Source organism: Limnothrix sp. PR1529, assembly GCF_002742025.1.
Classification (GTDB): domain Bacteria; phylum Cyanobacteriota; class Cyanobacteriia; order CACIAM-69d; family CACIAM-69d; genus CACIAM-69d.
This window is the reverse complement of sequence record NZ_LIRO01000058.1, coordinates 17802-35979: the sequence shown is the minus strand read 5'-3', so window position 1 is coordinate 35979 and position 18178 is coordinate 17802. Positions and strand designations below refer to the sequence as shown.

Annotated in this window: 18 protein-coding genes; 10 read left to right on the top strand and 8 right to left on the bottom strand. The window is 53.2% G+C overall.

What is annotated here, in order from left to right:
- From AMR42_RS20365 to AMR42_RS09070, 3 genes are all read left to right on the top strand, one after another.
- On the top strand, positions 1 to 1549 hold a 1549-nt coding region (locus AMR42_RS20365; protein WP_099533134.1), incomplete at its 5' end, for a hypothetical protein.
- Positions 1550 to 1648: 99 nt separating this feature from the next.
- Positions 1649 to 3397 (top strand): glycosyltransferase family 39 protein, encoded by a 1749-nt coding sequence (locus AMR42_RS09075; RefSeq protein ID WP_099533133.1) that lies wholly within the window; start codon positions 1649 to 1651, stop codon positions 3395 to 3397.
- Positions 3398 to 3414: 17 nt separating this feature from the next.
- Positions 3415 to 4194, top strand: a complete 780-nt coding sequence (locus tag AMR42_RS09070) for a hypothetical protein (RefSeq protein ID WP_099533132.1) — start codon at positions 3415 to 3417, stop codon at positions 4192 to 4194.
- 140 nt (positions 4195 to 4334) lie between these two features.
- Here the strand turns inward: AMR42_RS09070 and AMR42_RS09065 are convergent, their stop codons facing one another.
- Genes AMR42_RS09065 through AMR42_RS09055 form a run of 3 tightly spaced genes read right to left on the bottom strand, consistent with a single transcriptional unit; the run spans position 4335 to position 5502 of the window.
- Positions 4335 to 4856 (bottom strand): ankyrin repeat domain-containing protein, encoded by a 522-nt coding sequence (locus AMR42_RS09065; RefSeq protein ID WP_099533131.1) that lies wholly within the window; start codon positions 4854 to 4856, stop codon positions 4335 to 4337.
- A gap of 24 nt (positions 4857 to 4880) precedes the next feature.
- Entirely contained in the window at positions 4881 to 5222 is a 342-nt protein-coding gene (locus tag AMR42_RS09060) for a DUF86 domain-containing protein (RefSeq protein WP_099533130.1), read from the bottom strand.
- Positions 5212 to 5502: a nucleotidyltransferase family protein gene (locus AMR42_RS09055; RefSeq protein ID WP_099533129.1), complete on the bottom strand. Its 291-nt coding sequence runs from the start codon at positions 5500 to 5502 to the stop codon at positions 5212 to 5214. Before AMR42_RS09055 ends, AMR42_RS09060 begins: the two co-directional genes overlap by 11 nt.
- Positions 5503 to 5845: 343 nt before the next feature.
- On the opposite strand from AMR42_RS09055, the gene AMR42_RS09050 reads away from it, so the two are divergent.
- A complete protein-coding gene (locus AMR42_RS09050; protein ID WP_099533128.1) occupies positions 5846 to 6547 on the top strand; it encodes a hypothetical protein in 702 nt (233 codons plus the stop codon).
- Positions 6548 to 6854: 307 nt separating this feature from the next.
- On the opposite strand, the gene AMR42_RS09045 is transcribed toward AMR42_RS09050, so the two are convergent.
- The 3 genes from AMR42_RS09045 to AMR42_RS09035 all read right to left on the bottom strand — a co-directional run bounded on the left by AMR42_RS09045 (position 6855) and on the right by AMR42_RS09035 (position 10020).
- Positions 6855 to 7238, bottom strand: coding sequence for a nuclear transport factor 2 family protein (locus tag AMR42_RS09045; RefSeq protein ID WP_099533127.1), 384 nt, complete (start codon positions 7236 to 7238; stop codon positions 6855 to 6857).
- 190 nt (positions 7239 to 7428) lie between these two features.
- Positions 7429 to 8025, bottom strand: coding sequence for a CAP domain-containing protein (locus AMR42_RS09040; protein ID WP_234406884.1), 597 nt, complete (start codon positions 8023 to 8025; stop codon positions 7429 to 7431).
- Positions 8026 to 8451: 426 nt separating this feature from the next.
- The gene (locus tag AMR42_RS09035) at positions 8452 to 10020 is read right to left on the bottom strand and encodes a SpoIID/LytB domain-containing protein (protein WP_158234421.1); all 1569 of its coding nucleotides are present in this window, start codon (positions 10018 to 10020) and stop codon (positions 8452 to 8454) included.
- A gap of 217 nt (positions 10021 to 10237) precedes the next feature.
- Here AMR42_RS09035 and AMR42_RS09030 point away from each other — a divergent pair, with 217 nt between their 5' ends.
- The 6 genes from AMR42_RS09030 (at position 10238) to AMR42_RS09005 (ending at position 16284) form a co-directional block, all read left to right on the top strand.
- The gene (locus tag AMR42_RS09030) at positions 10238 to 10720 is read left to right on the top strand and encodes a Dps family protein (RefSeq protein ID WP_099533125.1); all 483 of its coding nucleotides are present in this window, start codon (positions 10238 to 10240) and stop codon (positions 10718 to 10720) included.
- Positions 10721 to 10885: 165 nt separating this feature from the next.
- On the top strand, positions 10886 to 12004 hold the full coding sequence (locus AMR42_RS09025) for an ATP/GTP-binding protein (protein WP_099533124.1): 1119 nt from the start codon (positions 10886 to 10888) through the stop codon (positions 12002 to 12004).
- Between the two features lie 2 nt (positions 12005 to 12006).
- A complete protein-coding gene (locus AMR42_RS09020; RefSeq protein ID WP_199858131.1) occupies positions 12007 to 12774 on the top strand; it encodes a DUF3226 domain-containing protein in 768 nt (255 codons plus the stop codon).
- 85 nt (positions 12775 to 12859) lie between these two features.
- Complete coding sequence (gene wecB / locus AMR42_RS09015; protein ID WP_099533123.1) at positions 12860 to 13999, top strand: non-hydrolyzing UDP-N-acetylglucosamine 2-epimerase; 1140 nt, start codon at positions 12860 to 12862, stop codon at positions 13997 to 13999.
- A 730-nt stretch (positions 14000 to 14729) separates the two neighbouring features.
- The gene (locus AMR42_RS09010; RefSeq protein ID WP_099533122.1) at positions 14730 to 14936 is read left to right on the top strand and encodes a hypothetical protein; all 207 of its coding nucleotides are present in this window, start codon (positions 14730 to 14732) and stop codon (positions 14934 to 14936) included.
- Positions 14920 to 16284 (top strand): murein hydrolase activator EnvC, encoded by a 1365-nt coding sequence (locus AMR42_RS09005; RefSeq protein ID WP_099533121.1) that lies wholly within the window; start codon positions 14920 to 14922, stop codon positions 16282 to 16284. Before AMR42_RS09010 ends, AMR42_RS09005 begins: the two co-directional genes overlap by 17 nt.
- Positions 16285 to 16363: 79 nt before the next feature.
- Here the strand turns inward: AMR42_RS09005 and AMR42_RS09000 are convergent, their stop codons facing one another.
- Together AMR42_RS09000 and mtnA are read right to left on the bottom strand one after the other, a co-directional pair.
- A complete protein-coding gene (locus AMR42_RS09000) occupies positions 16364 to 16975 on the bottom strand; it encodes a class II aldolase/adducin family protein (protein WP_099533120.1) in 612 nt (203 codons plus the stop codon).
- On the bottom strand, positions 16968 to 18089 hold the full coding sequence (gene mtnA / locus AMR42_RS08995; protein ID WP_099533119.1) for an S-methyl-5-thioribose-1-phosphate isomerase: 1122 nt from the start codon (positions 18087 to 18089) through the stop codon (positions 16968 to 16970). The genes AMR42_RS09000 and mtnA overlap by 8 nt, the downstream gene beginning before the upstream one ends.
- Positions 18090 to 18178: the final 89 nt, after the last annotated feature.

Here is an 18178-nt window from a genome sequence, read left to right as displayed (position 1 = left end):
GGACTATTTCCAATCCGTGGCTCCCTGGGGATATCAAGGCCTCTATCGGTTGGGCAGCATCCTCGGCTTAGATCCGATGGTTTTCAATAAATTGCTGCCGATCGGCCTAGGAACCCTAACCACATTTCTGTGTTTTCAAGTGGTTTGGCAACTGTTGCCCGTGCCCTTGGCGGCCTTCAGCGCCTGCGTATTTTTAAATCAAAATTTATGGATTGCCGATGATCTCGTTTCCGGTGTACCCGTTGCTTTTATTTATCCCCTTTTCTTTCTGTTTCTAAAGGGTTGGTTAGGGCGATCGCCCTGGCAACTCTTCAGCGCCATCGGGCTTTTAGCCGGCTTCTATCCCCATGGCGTTTTATTGGGATCTTCCCTGATTGGCCTAGATTTAATTTGGCGAACTTGGCTAATTGCTCAGCGATCACCGTTCCAGGTGCGATCGCTACTGAAAACCCTATGGAATCAGCGCCGATTAGAACTCAGTTTGTTGATATTTTCAGGCTTAGTTCTATTGCCCTTCCTCGGCAAATCGAGTCAATACGGCCCGGTGCTAACTGCCGCTGAAGCCAAAACCTTTTGGGCCCAATTTTTCCAGGTGGAACCGGCTTGGGCTTATTGGTTCAAGCATCGACGCACGGGACTGATTCCAATCGATTGGTGGGAAATTGACTTCGCCTTCCCGCAAATTATTTTGACCTTACTCTTTCCGATTTTGTGGTGGCAGCGCGATCGGTTTCCTCTGGCCCAGACCACGCGATCGAGCTTGGTCTTTGTGCCGCAGTTATTAATCGTCTCTGGGGCTTGGTTTACCGTTGCCCACCTTCTGCTCTTTCGGTTGCATTTGCCCAACCGTTACTCAGAACATTCCCTGCGCATTGTTGTAGCCATTTTGGGTGCGATCGCCCTGAGCTGGCTAGTGCAAAAGGCTTGGCAATGGGCAAAATCACGCCCGCCCAATACAAAATTGAGCAATTCAAAAGCCAAAGGCTTGGTGTTGCTCATCACCGGTTTTTTGCTGATTTATCCCTTCACCTTTCCTGGTTTTCCCGCCACGCAATACGAAATTGGCAACCATCCCCAACTCTATGAATTTTTTCAGAACCAACCGGTTACCATTCGGATTGCTTCCACCACCCGTGAAACGGATAACTTGCCCAGTTTTGCCCAACGCTCCATTGTAGTCGGCCCCGGGTTCACCATGCGCTACCATCGTCGTTATGCCACAGAGCTATTGCAGCGGGCAACGGATTTAATTGTGGGGCAATATACCCCGAACCCCGATCGCCTACGGGAGATTTTGAACCGCTATTCAGTGGATTTTTGGTTGCTCGATCGGGCAGATTTTGACCCCAATCAGCTCCAAAAAATGGGCTGGGTTCGTTGGTTCCGCGCCAGCCCCCAAGAACCCCTAGCGATCGCCCATCGCCAAGCGATCGAACAATTAAGGCGGGGCGAAGTGCCCGTGATGCAAACGCTGCTCGATCGTTGTCAGCAATTCACCGATCAATCATTGGTTGTTCTGAATGGCAACTGCTTAAGATCGTCCCTTTAATCCCATGCATTCAGTCTGTCTGATCACGGCTTACTGATGGATTTCATTCCTTAATTTGATTCACGCCCTTCATTCCATTGCAGATCAACTTCCATCAAGATGATTAACCAAACAATTAGCCAAAAAATTCTGACCAGTTTGCAAAAGGGATTTCAAACCGGGTTCCAAAGTCCTCGCCAAGCTCCCCGCTGGACAATCTCCTTACCCCTCTTGGGTTTGATTTTGTTAAGTGGCGCGATCGCCCTCTATGGCATTAACTGGGGATTGCCCGACTGGAAAGGTTGGGCCGCCGATGAGCTAACGCCAGAACGGGTTTTAGAGGCGATCGATCAAAAATTTGCCAACGGTTGGCACTATAAATATCCACCCTTTCACTATTACCTACTGACCCTGCTCTATTCGCCCCTGTTGGTACTGAAACAACTGGGCTGGGTTTCCTTTGAAGACCTGAAAACCTATAGCCTTTTGTTCTATCTCAATCGGCTACTTTGCGTGGTCATGGGCATGGGAACCATGGTCTTGATGGTGCGGTTGGGAGAAATGATTTTTGATCGCAAAACGGGCTGGCTAGCGGCCTTATCCATGGCCCTCACGCCCCTTTATGTCTACTACGCCAAAATCGCCAACTTAGATATTCCCGTTTTGTTTTGGTCGATCGCCTTTTTAATTGTCTATGTGGAAATTCTGAACCATCACCGCTTTCGCGACTACATCATCGGCGCAGTTTTAGCCGCGATCGCCGTTTGTACCAAAGATCAGTTCTATGGATTTTGCATCCTCACGCCGTTCTTTGTGATTTGGCACTATTGGCAAAAACAACGGCTGAGCAATCCTCAATTCACCCTTTGGCAAGCGGTGCGCGATCAACGGGTGGGCTATGGCCTTGGTGCAGGGGTTGGAGCATTTTTAATTCTGCAAAATGCCCTCTTTAACTTCCAAGGGTTTATCGATCGATTCAACTTAATTCTGTACGGAGGAGCCAGCATTCGCCCTCGCTACGAAGAAAGTTTGCAAGGGCAGTGGGAAATGCTGGGCCAAAGTTTCGGGCATTTGCAATTTTCCTTTGGCTGGCCCCTTTGGTGGCTGGCTTGGGTCGGAATAGCGCTCTATGGCTGGCGATTGGTTCGATCGCTCCGAGGCCATTCCCAACCGGGCTGCACCTCTCTTCATCCCACTGATCGGCAATGGTTGCCGCTCTATCTTTGGGTTCCCGGTATTTCCTATTACCTGTTTTATATCGCGCCTATTTTGTACAACGATGTGCGCTATTTAATGCCCTTAATGCCTCTCTTTGCCTTCTTCGCGGGTTCTGCCATGGCCCAGTTGAGCGATCGCCTAAAACCTTGGTTTTTTCCCGGTGCTTTCATCACCACCCTCGCCTTGAGTTATAGCCTGGGTTACAGCTGGACAGTCAACAGTTTAATGACCCATGATTCGCGCTATTTTGTTGAAGAATGGATGCGATCGCAAATTCCCGCAAATCAATTAATTCTGGAAGTGGGCATTGAGAAATATTTGCCCCGCACCACAGGATTCCAAGCCAAATTGCTTGAAGAACCGGACTTGGGCCAGGTGAGCGCCCTCAAGCCCCAATGGATTATTGTCAGCAGTGGCTATGACCAACGCCGCTTTTTGCAAAATTCTCCAGGTCACCAATTTTTTGAGCAGTTACAATCGGGAAAGTTGGGCTACGAACTGGCGCTGCAATACCAAACCAAGCCCAAGTGGTATTGGTTCGATCGCCCCACGGTGACCTATCGACTGTTGGATGACATGAAAATTTATTCCAACTTCGACAAAATCGACCCTGAAATCACAATTTATCGATCGAATAAATCGACTGAATAAACCGCCAACTTTTAATCATGATGCCCTTCCCCGCCCTGCCCCGCGCTTCCCGTCGCCCTCGGATCTTCGCGTCCCTCCTGGCTCGTTCTGGGGTGGTGGGCTGGGGGTGCTTGGCCTGCTTGCTGATCGGCTGTGGCAATGGGAACCGCAGCGATGCAGCAGTCACCACCGAAGCTCCGGCAGCCCCAGCGACCCAGCCTGTGGCCTTGAACAGCGAGACCCCATCGGCTCCGGGAGCGGGTCAGTCGCCCACCGTGGATCGGGTGGCGGCGGTGGATGCGAATCGCGAAATCGCCAACGGTCGCCTGGGTCGGGTGCGGCTGGGCATGACCCTTGCCGAAGCCAAGCGGCTGATGGGGCCCAATGTGCGCTGGGAAAATGTGCCGAATCTGCTGGTGGACTTTGGTGGCATCGCGGCCAAGTCGGGATCGCAAACGCTGTTTTATGTCATTTACGAAGCAGCAGGCGGAGCACCACGCGATCGCGACCCGATTTCCATGCTGATGACGGAGAACGCCGCCTACAAAACCGCCGAAGGAATTGGCCCCGGCAGCTCGATCGCCCAAGCCGAAGCGGTCTATGGCAAAGCCACTCTCAGTTTCAATTGGGATGATGAAGCGCGGGAATATGTCAAATTTGCCAGCCAGCCGGTGGGTCTGATTTTTCGCACCCAAGGTCAGCCCAATGACTTCGATGGCAACTATCCCACCACCCAAGGCCAAAGCGACAGTTTTTACAGCACACAACGTTATCACCCCACCGCAGCCATCAAAGCCGTGTGGGTCGCTTCGCCCTAGTCGCGCAACAGGCTTAATGTATTGGGTCAAAGCGGCAAAGGCAGTCGTCGTAACAAGGGGCTTAAGCCCCTTGCTGCCTAACGGTTTGGTGGCGACAACAGTCAGTTGACTTGGCCTATCACGTTAAGGCAGCCGCGCCACTAGGGTTCCGCGCTGGCCGCCAACTCCAAAAACCGCTTTGCTCCAGCCGCCCGCAAGCGTTCCGCCCCCTCGGGCCAATCCATCAACAATGCCTGATCGAGATGGGTGAAGTCGGGGCCATAGTCACCAATTCGGTTGGGGTCGGCTCCGGCGGCCAACAAGCGGCCGATCGCGCCGGCCTGTCGCCAAGCCACGGCAAACCCAAGGGGCGTTTCTGAATCATCCGTGACGGCGTTGGGGTCGGCTCCCCGTCGCAACAGCAAATTGATCATCGGCAAGTCCCCTTCAACAACAACATTGAGCAGGGGCGTACAGCCAAAGTTACCGGGCGGGCCATCCACGGGCGCGCCCCGATCGAGCAGCCAAGTCACCATCGATCGGTTGTGCCAAATGGCGTAGTCCAGCAACCTGGCTTCGTTGGCCTGGTAAAGCTCGGGATGTTTGCCCAACAACAATCGCAGCCGCCGCCGATTGCCGCGTTGAATGTAGCTATGTGCTCGACGAATAAGACCACGACCCATGGGCGATCGACCTGCTAAATGAATTCACAGATTTGCTTGGAGTTGCTGTAGTGGATCGATGAGGATTGGTAAATTATTTTGAATCGTTGACCATGTAATTCGTAGACTAATTTGAAAATATTCATGAGCCATAATGTTTCTCATGTCGCCCATGAGTCGCCAGGGAATTTCAGGTGCTGAAGCTTGAATATCAGCAGGAATATTAATCGCAGCCTCACCAATAATAATCAAGTCATAGAGAACAGCTTTAACGATGGTTTCATTTTGGCTAAATTGATCGAAACTGATGCCAGCAGTTCGGCTCTGAATGCTATCAATCGCACTGAGAATATCTTGGATTCGCTCTTTTGCGGATCTAGAAGACATGAACTGCTTCCTCCAGAATGGGTTCCCTGAGATGTTCTTTAAGGGCATCAACAGTTCCCAAATCAACAGGACATTGAAACAGATCTTCTAGATAATGCTTGATGCGGAAAAACTCAAAGAAGCCAATTGATTCATCCAGTTCTACTAAGATATCAATATCGCTTTGAGAGTTGGCTCGATCGCGAGCAACGGAGCCAAAAAGATTAAGTGACCTAACGCCTAGTTGGCGCAGTTCTTCTTGGCGAGATTGCACTAGTTTGAGCGCATCCAACTTTCTCATATCTTTACTGTTCAGCAGTCGCGATCGTGACCCATATGATATTAGCGCCTGTAGGGTGGGCAATGCCCACCTAAACTTAGGGACTATTGCTAAAACTGCTGGAAGAGACGATTTTTAAAGATAGATGATGTCTTAGCTAGATAGTGGTGGGCAATGCCCACCCTACTCGCTCTTCAAAAAACTCCTAGAGTCTACTTCCTTAAACTTTATTGTATAATTTCTCTTAGACATAACCAGCTACAAAACTTTCTCCACCAATCAAGTTATGCAAGTTAGGCTGTCACACTTCCGACGCTTGCTCTCCATCGTTCTTGCTTGTTGGTTTTTCAGTGCTTCTGCGATCTTGTTGTTGCCGAAAATGGCGATCGCCGATTCCTTGCCGCGCCTCGATTCTTCCCTGTCGGAGCAGGTGATTGAGGCTGTAACCAAAAACTCGAAGATGCGTGAGTTTGTTGAGGTGATTGTCCAACAAGCCCAAGTGGGACGATTCCCCCTGCGCGATATCGAAACGCAATTCAAGGCAGCCTGGGAAAGCACTGCTCAGGTGATTTCCGATCCACATGTATCCTCTGGTCTTGCGCAAGTCCTGCATAATAAGCAGTTGATTAAGGATGCCGATCGTTTTCTGAAACAGTCACCGGCCCACCTGTGTAACGCCTATCGAGATTCTCTCCAGAATGTGGACAACTCCACTTGGGAAGCTCTGGAGGCAGGGGCGCGATCAGCTATGACACTCACTTCTTCGATCGCGGCTGCCTCGGCTTCGGGGGCTGGTTCCCTGGCGGGCTACGCTGGGCTAGCCTCAGCCGTTTCTGACCTTGGCTTAGGCGGCGTTGTCACCTTGATTGCTGGCTTGCTAGGCAGCAGTACAACAGGAGCGGCAGCCACCGCTGTAGTCACTTCGGCTGTGGGCGGCCCCATCGCGATGAGCACATTGCTCGTTGGGGGGACAGGCGTGATTGCCCTGGGAACCTATGAAGCTGGTCACGCAACCTTCAAAAAGCTAGGTGAATGGGCAGAACTCTATTGCAATTCTCAGTTTTAGAAAATTACATCTTGTAAACTAGCAAGTAGAGTTTTTAATGCCCACAATCTGTTAGAAAAGGTTGCCTTCATCCTCAAAGTAGCGATTACGCGTTCCCAAATAATGATCGAATTTAGATAGTGCCTATGAGGTAATAATTTTCTGGAACTGATTGCTTACGTCGTAAGACTTTCACTGGCTCATCATTACTAAATTACAGTATTACCAGTTAAGAAAAATTCTGGTTCTTCCAGCTTAGTAGGTATCATTCCAAAACTCAGTATATGGTTTGGCTACCATAACTGACATGGTGTTTTCTAAACCCTATCTAAGAAAAATTATAAGGAGTCACGCTTCCCCCAGCCACTTGCCAGCCCGTTTCGCCCCTGCGCCACACCCGCATATAGCGGAAATCTCCCGCAAAAGCATTTCCTAGATACGATCCACTCAAGAAAATATGCGCCGATGCAAGCGCAACATTTTCGCTCAAAACTCGGATTTCTAGCGCCTTAGACACCAACTCATGAAACTGAGTGCCTCCTGTGCGATGTAACTCTAAATCCATCGCCTTAGTCGCTAGCTCACCAGTTGGGCCAGAAAAGAGCAAATTATCAGCAATGAGCGCGTCCAATTCAGACAGATTAGACGTGCTCATCGCGGCACGCAGTCGCGCTTCACACTCGCAAATTTCGGTTTCGATTGCTGAATTCATGGCGGCTGATGACATTTTGGTGATGCTTCATTATGACTCATCATTTCATTCACCAGCCGCCACCGATTTTCCAAGGTGTTGATCGTAACTATTATGGTTGTCGATCGCCCCAACACGCCATCAACCGATCGCAACCTAAGCACTCCCAAATACAGGATTTCAAGCCCGTATCAACTAAGCCTCACTCCCACTAATAAACGGGTTCTTCCTCATAATTACCCGGCGGACTATAGCGACAAACCAAAACTGCACTACCGCCCCCGATCGCGACACCACAGCCCACTTGCGTCGTGTTCCGCCAAACCACTTGGGTATAGTGCCCCACATCGGCCCAGTTGCCCGTGGTACTGACATCCGGGAAAATTCCGGGCTGAAAATATTGCTTTTCGCTACCCCAAAGATCAACCAATTTCGCAGCACTATCGGCTCCCACCGTGCCCTTGGCGAGGTTCTCGCCTTCCCCGTGGGGATCGGTTGAGTGATCGAATTGGCCAGTGCTGGCTAACTGGTTAGCCCAGGATTGGGCATGGGCCGCCAATGTGGGCGACCAAGTGAGGTCGGGCACGCCAACTTCCTTTCGGTATTTGTTGTGGGCTGCCAGAATTTCTTGCTCCAAGGCCTTGGCTTGCTTGGCTTGGCCAGAAGTAATCGCGCGGCCAATATCGCGAGTCTTGGCAACAGCGAGATCCGGCAGACCACTAGCCGCGATCGCCCCAGCCAGCACAACGGAACCCAGCACCCAAGGCGATCGGCTCCCCCCAAACTTACCCAACACTGACTTGAACATAGATCACCTCTTAAGGATTTCAAGCATGAGCATGATGGAGCCGATCGCCCCTAGCCAATCGTGCCAAATAGCCTCTATCTTCTTCGCTGCTTTTTCTGGTTTCTTACAGCGATTTTAGCTATCGTTCCTCGCCACAAAATACTGAACATCACGCTCAATGATCGCCTTGATCGGCTGATGGAAAGGAATCACCTCAGAGGTGCTCAGTTCAGTTTTTCAATCTGCTTCTGAGCAACTCGGTTGACTAACCTTAATTGAGGCGATTTTGTGACCGCAGTTAGCGGCAGGTGCGTCCTACAAACGGCCTGCTGTCATTATTTTTAACTCTAGAAATTTGGTCTGGGGTGATCGCTTAACGATCCCTTCATACCCAAAATCGAGGGTTAACAAGGGGTTGAGACCCCCTGGCTGGGATGGGAACGATCGCTATTGCGGTTGCGGATCGCGCCAGAGAATTAGCCGATCGCTCATCGGTTGTAACTGCGTGCCGGGGTAATAGAACTGCAAGATGCGGCTGGCATTCCACCCGAGCTGAGCCAGCTTTTGCGATCCCGCTTGGCTCAGGCCCGCGCCGTGACCCCAGCCGCCACCCACAAAGGCATAGCCCCGCAACGGTTGCGTGCCACCCCCGATCGGCTCCAGGTAAAACAACGTGCTGCGCGGAGCCATGAAGGCGCTGCGAACCGCGTCTTTTTCGAGCACCAGGGGCCCGCGATCGGTTGCGACGGTCAGCTTGCGTACTCGGCCGCCGGGCGATCGCTCCGTCACGGTCAGGCTTTGGACGGTTTTCAGGTTGGCGCAATCACTGTTTTGGGCCCGACAATAGCGCTGCAAGCCTTGGGCAATTTCCGGCAGGGTGCTGCTGCGTCGCCAGCGGAAATCGCGCCAACCCAGTTCGTTCCAACCCTGGGCGATCGCCAGGAATTGCCGCAGGTTGCGCTCATCGGACAGGGGCCGCGCCGCCAAGTCCCAAATCGGTTGATGGGCATCGACTACGGGCCGCAGGTAGGGGCGATCGGGCCCGTCCCACACATCCGTAAAGTGGGCTGTCACGCCGCCGGAGGTGGAAAAGTAGAGCGCGTCAATCAGCTCGTTTTGGTAGGTGAGCACCTGACCGTTGGTGGCGGCGATCGCCCGATCGACCCGAGCTGTGGCCGCCTTTAGGCCGCGATAGACCTGGCAATGGGTATCCGCGCAGAGTTGGTAGCCATCGATCGCAAACCGCCGCAAATTCCGCAGGGCATAGGTGCGCGCCAAAATCGCCTGGGCTTGCAGGGCGGATTCCGGTGCGCCGGCCCCAATTTCGTAGGGAACCACGCCGCGCAGGTAGGTTTCCGTGGGTACGGCATTGACGATCGTGTAGCTGCCATAGGCGTTGCGCTGGAGCTTCAGGGAACCGGCAAATCGATCACGCCCCACCTCGATCGCCCCTTTGCCCGCCGAAATCTCCAGCCGTTCACTGGCAAAGGAGCGTCCCCCGATCGCGCCGCTGACCAACAGGTTGCGATCGCGCCGCTGACTAAACAAACTGGGCTGGCCGCCGGTTGTGGCGGGCGGGTTGGCCCGAACGCTATCCAGCAACAACCGCCGCAACAGGGGCTGGTGATAAATTTCCCGCTTGGCCCACACCTGCCAGCGCTCCGACGGTTGGGCCAACTCCACCTGAATCCCGCGCGATCGCCATTGGGTCGCGGCCGCCTCCGCCGTTTCAAAGCTGCGGTAAGTACCCAGCACCACCCGCTCATCAACAACGGGTTCCGGCAAGGGTTGGGTAACGGGTTGCAACACCAAGCGATCGCCCGTCAAGGTTTGGGTGCGATCGAGCGAATCCACCTTTACTGTTAGGCGATCGCCCGGTTGTGCCTTCAACTCCAAGGTTCCCGGCTGTTCCCCAAACCGCTGCACAATCCCAATTTGCAGCACCGGATTGGTCGCCGCGATCGCTTCCGGAGCCATCACCCACAGCAGCGCTCCCACCCAAAAAACTTGCCGCATTGTTCCCCTCAAAAACGAACCCATACTAAGTGATTTTACTGATCTCCATTTGCCACAGGTCAAGGGATCAGCAGGCTGCACCCACCCCCCGCAGTCAGGATAATTTGACGTATTGCAACTCGAAATCAATATGACTATGATAAAGACAACCCGATCGCGCCCCTCCGTTTCCCTAGCCCCTGTCTTAAAGTCGTTTCATCAAGTTGGGTAATTCACCATGGCTGTTTCTGCTCCCATCATTAATATCGGCATTCCCGAAGCCGATCGCGCCAACATCGCCGCCGGCCTCTCCCGCGTCCTGGCCGACACCTACACCCTTTATCTGAAAACCCACAACTTCCACTGGAACGTCACGGGCCCGATGTTCAACACGCTGCACCTGATGTTCGAGGGACAGTACACCGAACTCGCCCTCGCGGTGGATTTGATTGCGGAACGGATTCGATCGCTCGGCTTCCCGGCTCCCGGCAGCTACAGCGAATATGCCAAGCTAACCTCCATTCCCGAGGCTGAGGGCGTTCCCAGCGCCGAGGTGATGATTGCCCAGTTGGTGGAAGGCCAAGAGGCCGTCGTGCGCACGGCGCGGGCGGTGTTCCCCCTGGCCGATGCGGCGAACGATGAACCCACGGCCGATCTGTTGACCCAGCGCTTGCAAATTCACGAAAAGAACGCTTGGATGTTGCGGAGTTTGTTGCAATAGGTTCAGCCTTTCGCCCCTCCCGATCGCGCTAAGGGCGATCGACCATCACGCGAGAACCCCGATCCTGCCAGCACTGGATCAGGGTTTTTCGCGTTAGTTTTGAACTAATCCACCTTGACCCACCAGGGCGATCGTCCCTTCTCTGTCCCTCAGGAGATCCCCACCATGCTCCAAAGTCTCGAAATCGAAAACTTCCGCCAGTTTTCCCACTTCACCATCCCGAAACTGGGCCGCATCAACCTGCTCACCGGCAAAAACAACAGCGGCAAAACCTCAGTCCTAGAAGCAATTTACTTGCTCATGACCCAGGAGCATCCCGCCCAGTCCATCGTTAACTTACACATCAATCGTGGCGAAGTTTCTCCTCTTGGTAACTCTGGAGAATATGTAAATTCTAGAGAATACATTGCAGAGATCACTCATCTATTCAATAATCGAAATGTGAACAATGGAGAAGTTGTAAGAATTTTGGGTTTACACCAAGAAGGAACGAAAGAAAGCATTTCTATTCAAATTGATACAAGTCAAAAGGGAGGCTTAAAACTTCATAGTCTTTCCGACATTCGCAAAGAAACTTGGCCAAAACTTCTTCTAGAAAAACAGGATCAAAACTTCGGTTCGCTGTCATATTCAGTTGATATATCTCCAGACTTCAAAATTCCTTTTGATCGATCTCTCTATTCTCAAGATTCTTCTCCATATGATCAGGATCTTGAATTTTTAGTATCAACTGATTTGAATTCTGAAAAAGTTGCAAAACTTTTTGATGAAATTGTTCTAACACCAGAAGAAGATCTGATTATAGAGGCAATTCAGATTATTGAGCCAAGAATCAGAAGAATCGCACCTGATCACGGTAAATTTGAAAGAGTCAATCTGAGTTCTAGGCAAGGATTTCTAATTCAGTTTCGTGATGAAAACAACCGAAATCCTATGGGAAGTATGGGAGACGGAATTTGGCGACTACTTGGCATTGCGTTAACGATGGTTAATGCAAAAGGGCAAGTTCTATTAATTGATGAAATTGACACTGGCTTTCACTACAGTGTCATGGTTGATCTCTGGAAATTTATCTGGAAAAGTGCCAAAAAGCTAGATATCCAAATTTTTGCAACAACTCATAGCCGTGATTGCTGGGAAGCCCTATCAGAAGTTATTGCTGAGAATGAAATTTCTTCTGATGACATTATGTTGCATCGAATCGATAGCAGTAGAAGCAAGAGTATCACTTTTACTAGTCAGCAACTGGTAATTGCAGCAAATCGTGATCTGGAGGTTCGTTAGAAGTGTCTAAAAAATCGAAAAATCCTCGAAAGCTTTTGATTGCACAGTCTGATAGCCTATTGCAAGTAGATAAAACATCAAAAAGCTCTTATAGACTTTTAGTTGAAGGCAAGAATGATTATTTGGTTATACCTGAAATTATTGAAGCCTATGGCATTCCATGGAAAATAGAAGAAAATGGTATCCAGAGAACCGTTGTCAATATTCAACCGATGGGGGGGATTGATAATATTACAGATGACGTGATCTCAACTGAGCTTAAGAGTTCTGGACTCTCCGCACTTGGTATTGTTATTGATGCAGATAATATTCAGGGTAAAAAATCAGATGATGTTCAGAATTGGATTAAGCTTCGTGACAAATGCCAAAAGGTAGATGAGCTTACAGATATTAATATCTCTAACGTACCGGAAAAAGCTGGATTTATTACACAGTTAGAGAATGGAATTAAGTTTGGTATCTGGGTAATGCCAGATAATCAGTCATCAGGAATGCTAGAGACATTTTTAGCTTCTGTGGTTCCACTTGAGCAGGCTAGTCTCTGGAGTTACGCCGTGGAAGTGGTTGAGCATGCCCGAGAATTGGGTGCTCCATTTATTAAGAATCATCGGGATAAAGCGCGCATTCATACCTGGCTGGCTTGGCAGAATCCACCAGATCAAAGCTTATACAATGCTGTCCAATCAATGAAAGAAGACGAAAAGCTGAATCTAACTAGTCCCCAAGTTCAAGCTTTTGTGGACTGGTTTAGACGGCTCTATGACTTATGAGCCGGTAATCTGTAGGGCGGGCTTGCACCCCAAAATTGATTCAACCAATTGATTCACAGGATGGATTGGCGCTGTGGCTGACCGGATGCGGATTTGTGTGACGATCGGGACTCGACCGGAAGCGATCAAGATGGCTCCGGTGGCGCGGGCGTTTTTGCAGGACGATCGCTTCGAGACCCAAATTCTGCTGACGGGCCAACACAAGGAAATGGTCGAGCAGGTGATGCGGCTGTTTGAGTTGCAGGGCGATCGGGACTTGGCGATTATGCAGCCAGGGCAGACCCTGACGGATATTACCTGTCGCAGCTTGACCGGGTTGGGGGAGCTGTTCGCGGAAATTCAGCCCCACTTGGTGTTGGTGCAGGGCGACACGACGACGGCCTTTGCGGCGGCCCTGGCGGCGTTTTATCAGCAAATTCCGGTGGGGCATGTGGAGGCGGGCTTGCGAACCGATAACCTCTACAGTCCGTTTCCCGAGGAGGCAAACCGGCGGCTAATTTCCCAGGTGACTCAGTTGCACTTTGCGCCGACGGATTTGGCGGTGGCGAATTTGCAAAAGTCGGGGGTGATGGGCGAAATTCACCAAACGGGCAACACGGTGATTGATGCGCTGTTGGCGGTGGCGGCAAAAAATCCGCCTTGTCCGATCGCCCCGTTGGCTGGAACTGCAACGGCCGGGCGATCGCTCGATTGGTCGGCGGGGCCGGTGATTTTGGCGACGGTGCATCGCCGGGAAAACTGGGGCGATCCGCTCACTGAGATTGCCGATGGGTTCCTGGGGCTGCTCGATCGCTTCCCGGATCTGTCGCTGGTGTTGCCGCTGCACCGCAACCCGACCGTGCGCGAACCGCTGATCGGCAAGCTGGGGCCCCACGATCGCGTGTTTTTGACGGAGCCGCTGGACTATTCGGCGCTGATTGGGGCCATGCAGCGATCGACCCTGATTCTCACGGACTCCGGCGGGTTGCAAGAGGAAGCCCCGAGTCTGGGCAAGCCGGTGCTGGTGTTGCGCGACACGACGGAACGGCCCGAGGCGATCGCGGCGGGCACAGCCAAACTGATCGGCACGGCCACGGCGGACATTGTGCGAGAAGCGAGCCTTTTACTGAGCGATCGGGCTGCCTACGAGGCCATGGCTCACGCGGCTAATCCCTTTGGGGATGGTCAGGCGGCGGCACGAATTGTCCAAGCGGTAGCCGCTTGGTTGGCGCAACGATCGAGTTAGGTAGCGGACGACGCTGAGCAGTTCCATCGCTCTGGGACGGTTAGCGACCCTAGAGCGAGCGCACCACTGAAAATCACGGCAGATGGGAGCAAACCAAGTGGCCGCCACGATGGTTTGCTCCCATTTTGCTTACGGAAGACCAGGTATGAATTAACACAGTTGTTTACGTTTTCCTGAGCCTAGCGTTGTCAGTTGCGTATTTTTTTTAACCCGTGAAAGGGACTCAGTAAACCTTGGTTGAGCACTAATTTTCTGGTGATGAAGCTGGGTAATCTTTTTGACCTCCAAAACTGCTTTTTCAATAGTTATTAAGATTTCCCGATCGCGCTGTGGGATCGGTCATTTTAATCGCGATATTTAGAGTATCCTCAAAAGCCCACAGTTCCTTGATCCCCGAGATCAGTCCTGAACTTCGCTGAATTTTGCAGCAGTCAGGGCGGGTGGTACTGTTGATGACCGTTTGCCTCGGTTGCATCAGGAGCCTGGTTTCAAAGGCCGTTCCTCAGATCCTTGAGCGAATGGTTATGATTTGATCCCCGCGCTCCCGCACCGATCGCCCCTTGAGGATCAGCCTCAGATGCAGCACTGTGACTCCTAGTCCAGATCATGGGTTTGTTCATCATGAAATCCATGGGTTTTGGGTTGTGCAGATGTCGAGTTTGGGGTTGAGCCGTCGCTGTGTGTGGGGCATTTGGGATGGTTAATTTTCTTAAAAAAAGTCATAAAGACCATGGCTAATGCTGTGAATTTATCGGATGCAACCCTGATGGAAATTTACGCAGATGCGATGACTTCAGGGGTCATTACAGAGGATCAATGCGAGCGGCTCCATGAGGCGCTGGTGGACAGTGACTTGACGGAGCATGAGCAACAGGCGTTGAATCGAATTTTCCATTCGGTTTGGCGAGGATGGCTCCGTTATGGCGATCGCCCCTGAGCGTGCCCCCCGATCGACTCATGCAGCGCCGTTGTTGGGCAATCCATTTCGATCGCCCACCCAACGGTTAATGGGATGGATGATCCAGATGATCCAATGGTTCACTCGATCACGCCCTCGGTGGGTAGCGATCGGGTTGGGTTGGTTGTTGGGATGCCTGTTGGGATTGGGTTGGCTGTTGGGGTCAATTGACCTAGCCCGATCGCAGTCGTTGCCGGAGTTGCGCCAACAGCAACAGCAATTGGAGCAGCAACGGCAAACCGTCAAGGAACAGCGGCAAACCGTCCAGCAACAGCAACAGGCGACCCAGGAACAGATGAAAACCCTGGAGCAATCGCTCGATCGCACCGAGGCGGAGTCGGATCGCACCCAAAGCCGTTTGGACGGGGCGGTGGATCAGTTGGCGATTTTGGAGCGCGATTTAGCCCTTGCGGAACAAAACTACCAGCGCAAGCGGTTGGCGATCGTGGCGCGGCTGCGGTTTTTGCAACAACAATCGCCTCAGTGGGGATTGGCGGCGCTGTTGCAAAGCAAGTCGATCGAACAGTTTTTTGATCATCAACACCGGCTGCAAGCGGTCTATGGAGCCGATCGGCGACAACTGAAGGAACTCGATCGGGCGGCGGATCAGCTCAGTTTGCAGCGCAGTCAGTGGCAAGAACGCCGCCGGGAATTAGCCAGCCTCAGCCAAGATCTGAGCCTGGAGGAGTTGGAATTGCGCCGCCGCACCCAAGCGGAGCAGGCCCGGGCGGCCGCCTTGCGGGCCGACCAAGCCCGTTTGCAAACGGAACAGGCCAAGCTCGATCGGGACTCGGCCAACCTCACGCGCTTGATTCAGCAGCGCATTACCGAACAGCAACAGGCCGAGGCGATCGCCCGTTTAAATCGCATGGCCGCCTTTCGAGTGCCGGGCCAGTTTGGGAGTCTGAATGCCGGTGAACCCAAAATTTTGAAGTTACCGGGCGGCATTTTGGCCACGCCCGTGGACGCGCTGATCACCAGTGGGTTTGGCTGGCGGGTGCATCCCATTTTGGGCTACGGCCGACAGCACAATGGGATTGATTTTGGGGCAGCCCATGGAACCACGGTGCGATCGGCCCATGGCGGAACCGTGGTGGTGGCCGGCTCGTTTGGGGGCTATGGCAACACGGTGGTGATCGATCGGGGCGATGGCCTATCCACCCTCTATGGTCACAACAGCGAACTGTATGTGCGGGTGGGGCAAACGGTGCAGAAGGGCGAGGCGATCGCCGCCGTTGGTTCCACGGGGCTGTCCACGGGGCCCCACTTGCATTTTGAAGTGCGGGAAAATGGCGACCCGGTGGATCCAGTGCCCTACCTGCGATAGAGCTATTAATTAACGCTGTTGATTAACGCTATTGATTAACCCGGATCGAGGGCTGGGGCCGCAGCCCGATCAACTCTGTTCAGCTCGCTCCCAGGGCCGCGAGGCGATCGAGCAACGGTTGGGCCGCCGTTTCCAGATCCTGACCAAAGGACAACACCCCATCCTCATGACCCGCCATCACCAAAATGCGGCATTCCGGTAAGGGGCTTTCGGTAAACAACCGCGCCATTTCCCGCGCCATGGCCGGTGTGCCGTAGGGAACCGTTGCCCGAGTGGTGGGCAGGTGATCGCGCTCTTGATTCCAAAGGGCGGGACAGTGACCGTGAATAATCGCCCGAATGTTTGGATCCAGTTGGTAAATGGCCGCATGGGTCAGGGATTCCGAAGAGGCGCAGATTGGCCCCCAGCAGTGAAGCCAGTTGCGATCGATCTCCCAGCGATCGACCAGGGTGTAATGCTCGGGGCCGGTGCGGGTGAGGTGGCCCGTCTGCGTACCGGAGATCAAAAATCGATCGATCCCCAGACGAATGCTGAGGTTGCCGTAGCCAATGCCGTTGGGATACACCCCGATCGCCCCACACTGAAACAGTCGATCGCGCCAGGTGATCAGCGCCTGCAAGGCCACAGGATCAAGGGCGATCGGGGGAGCCTGCTGCCAATCGCAGGCAAATTTAATTACGCCATCATCCATGGTTTTGGGCCCCCTGTTCGGGAAACAGACCCAGCAAACCCGCTTCGGAGGCCGCGCAAAGGCCGCGCTCGGTAATCAACCCCGTGACCAGCCGGGCCGGGGTCACATCAAACCCATAGTTCGCCGCCGGAGAGGCTTCTGGGCAAATCAGCACAGAGGCGATCGCTCCCGATTCCGTGCGGCCATCCATATATTTCACTTCCCGATCGCTCCGCTGTTCGATCGGAATTTCCCGCACCCCGTCCCGCAACGTCCAGTCGATCGTGGAAGACGGCAACGCCACATAAAACGGCAGATCATTATCTTTCGCGGCCAAGGCCTTCAGGTAAGTGCCGATTTTGTTGGCCACATCGCCACAGCGTGTGGTGCGATCGCTCCCCACAATCACCAAATCCACCAAACCATGCTGCATCAGGTGGCCGCCCGTGTTGTCCGCAATCAGGGTATGGGGCACGCCATGTTGGCCCAACTCCCAAGCGGTCAGCTTTGCACCCTGGTTGCGTGGGCGAGTTTCATCCACCCACACATGGAGCGGAATCCCCTGATCAAAGGCTTGATAGATGGGAGCGGTGGCGGTTCCCCAGTCCACGCAGGCCAGCCAGCCCGCATTGCAGTGCGTCAGCACATTCACAGGGCGGCCGGTTTGGGCATAGATGTCTGCAATCAGGCGTTGGCCGTGGTGGCCAATTTGGGCGCATTGCTGCACATCGGCCTCGATGATTTCGGCGGCCCGCAGCCGCAGCCGATCGAACGCGGCCGCCCCGGACTGACAATCGGCCACTGCTGCCAACTGCTGAGCGATCGCCCAATGGAGATTGACGGCCGTGGGCCGCGTTTTCAGTAGCCGTTGGGCCGCCTCCGCGATCGCCCCCTGAAAGTCCGCAGTCGATCGCGCCGCCATGCCCGCCAGGGCCATCCCCACCGCCGCCGTGGCTCCAATCAGCGGCGCACCGCGCACCACCATTTCCTCAATGGCCCAAGCCGCCGTTTCCAAATCCGGCAGCGGTTGCCAAACCAGTTGATGGGGCAATTGCCGTTGGTCAATCACCGCCACCGCTTCCGGGCGATCGGGATCAAACCGAATGGTTCGGGTCGCAACACCAGCAATTTTCATGAACCACCACCACAATCCAAAGGGCGATCGTCATCTTGGCATTGAGGGTTGGCCTTGCTCAAGCCAAGGGCGAATTCACAGCCGGGAGC

Coding starts and splice junctions, on each gene's coding strand:
- AMR42_RS09035 (WP_158234421.1), bottom strand. CDS start 10,020: ATGCGGCAAGTTTTTTGGGTGGGAGCGCTGCTGTGGGTGATGGCTCCG.
- AMR42_RS09075 (WP_099533133.1), top strand. CDS start 1,649: ATGATTAACCAAACAATTAGCCAAAAAATTCTGACCAGTTTGCAAAAG.
- wecB (WP_099533123.1), top strand. CDS start 12,860: ATGCGGATTTGTGTGACGATCGGGACTCGACCGGAAGCGATCAAGATG.
- AMR42_RS09060 (WP_099533130.1), bottom strand. CDS start 5,222: ATGTCTTCTAGATCCGCAAAAGAGCGAATCCAAGATATTCTCAGTGCG.
- AMR42_RS09070 (WP_099533132.1), top strand. CDS start 3,415: ATGATGCCCTTCCCCGCCCTGCCCCGCGCTTCCCGTCGCCCTCGGATC.
- AMR42_RS09055 (WP_099533129.1), bottom strand. CDS start 5,502: ATGAGAAAGTTGGATGCGCTCAAACTAGTGCAATCTCGCCAAGAAGAA.
- AMR42_RS09045 (WP_099533127.1), bottom strand. CDS start 7,238: ATGAATTCAGCAATCGAAACCGAAATTTGCGAGTGTGAAGCGCGACTG.
- AMR42_RS09030 (WP_099533125.1), top strand. CDS start 10,238: ATGGCTGTTTCTGCTCCCATCATTAATATCGGCATTCCCGAAGCCGAT.
- AMR42_RS09065 (WP_099533131.1), bottom strand. CDS start 4,856: ATGGGTCGTGGTCTTATTCGTCGAGCACATAGCTACATTCAACGCGGC.
- AMR42_RS09005 (WP_099533121.1), top strand. CDS start 14,920: ATGGCGATCGCCCCTGAGCGTGCCCCCCGATCGACTCATGCAGCGCCG.
- AMR42_RS09000 (WP_099533120.1), bottom strand. CDS start 16,975: ATGGATGATGGCGTAATTAAATTTGCCTGCGATTGGCAGCAGGCTCCC.
- mtnA (WP_099533119.1), bottom strand. CDS start 18,089: ATGAAAATTGCTGGTGTTGCGACCCGAACCATTCGGTTTGATCCCGAT.
- AMR42_RS09040 (WP_234406884.1), bottom strand. CDS start 8,025: ATGTTCAAGTCAGTGTTGGGTAAGTTTGGGGGGAGCCGATCGCCTTGG.
- AMR42_RS09025 (WP_099533124.1), top strand. CDS start 10,886: ATGCTCCAAAGTCTCGAAATCGAAAACTTCCGCCAGTTTTCCCACTTC.
- AMR42_RS09010 (WP_099533122.1), top strand. CDS start 14,730: ATGGCTAATGCTGTGAATTTATCGGATGCAACCCTGATGGAAATTTAC.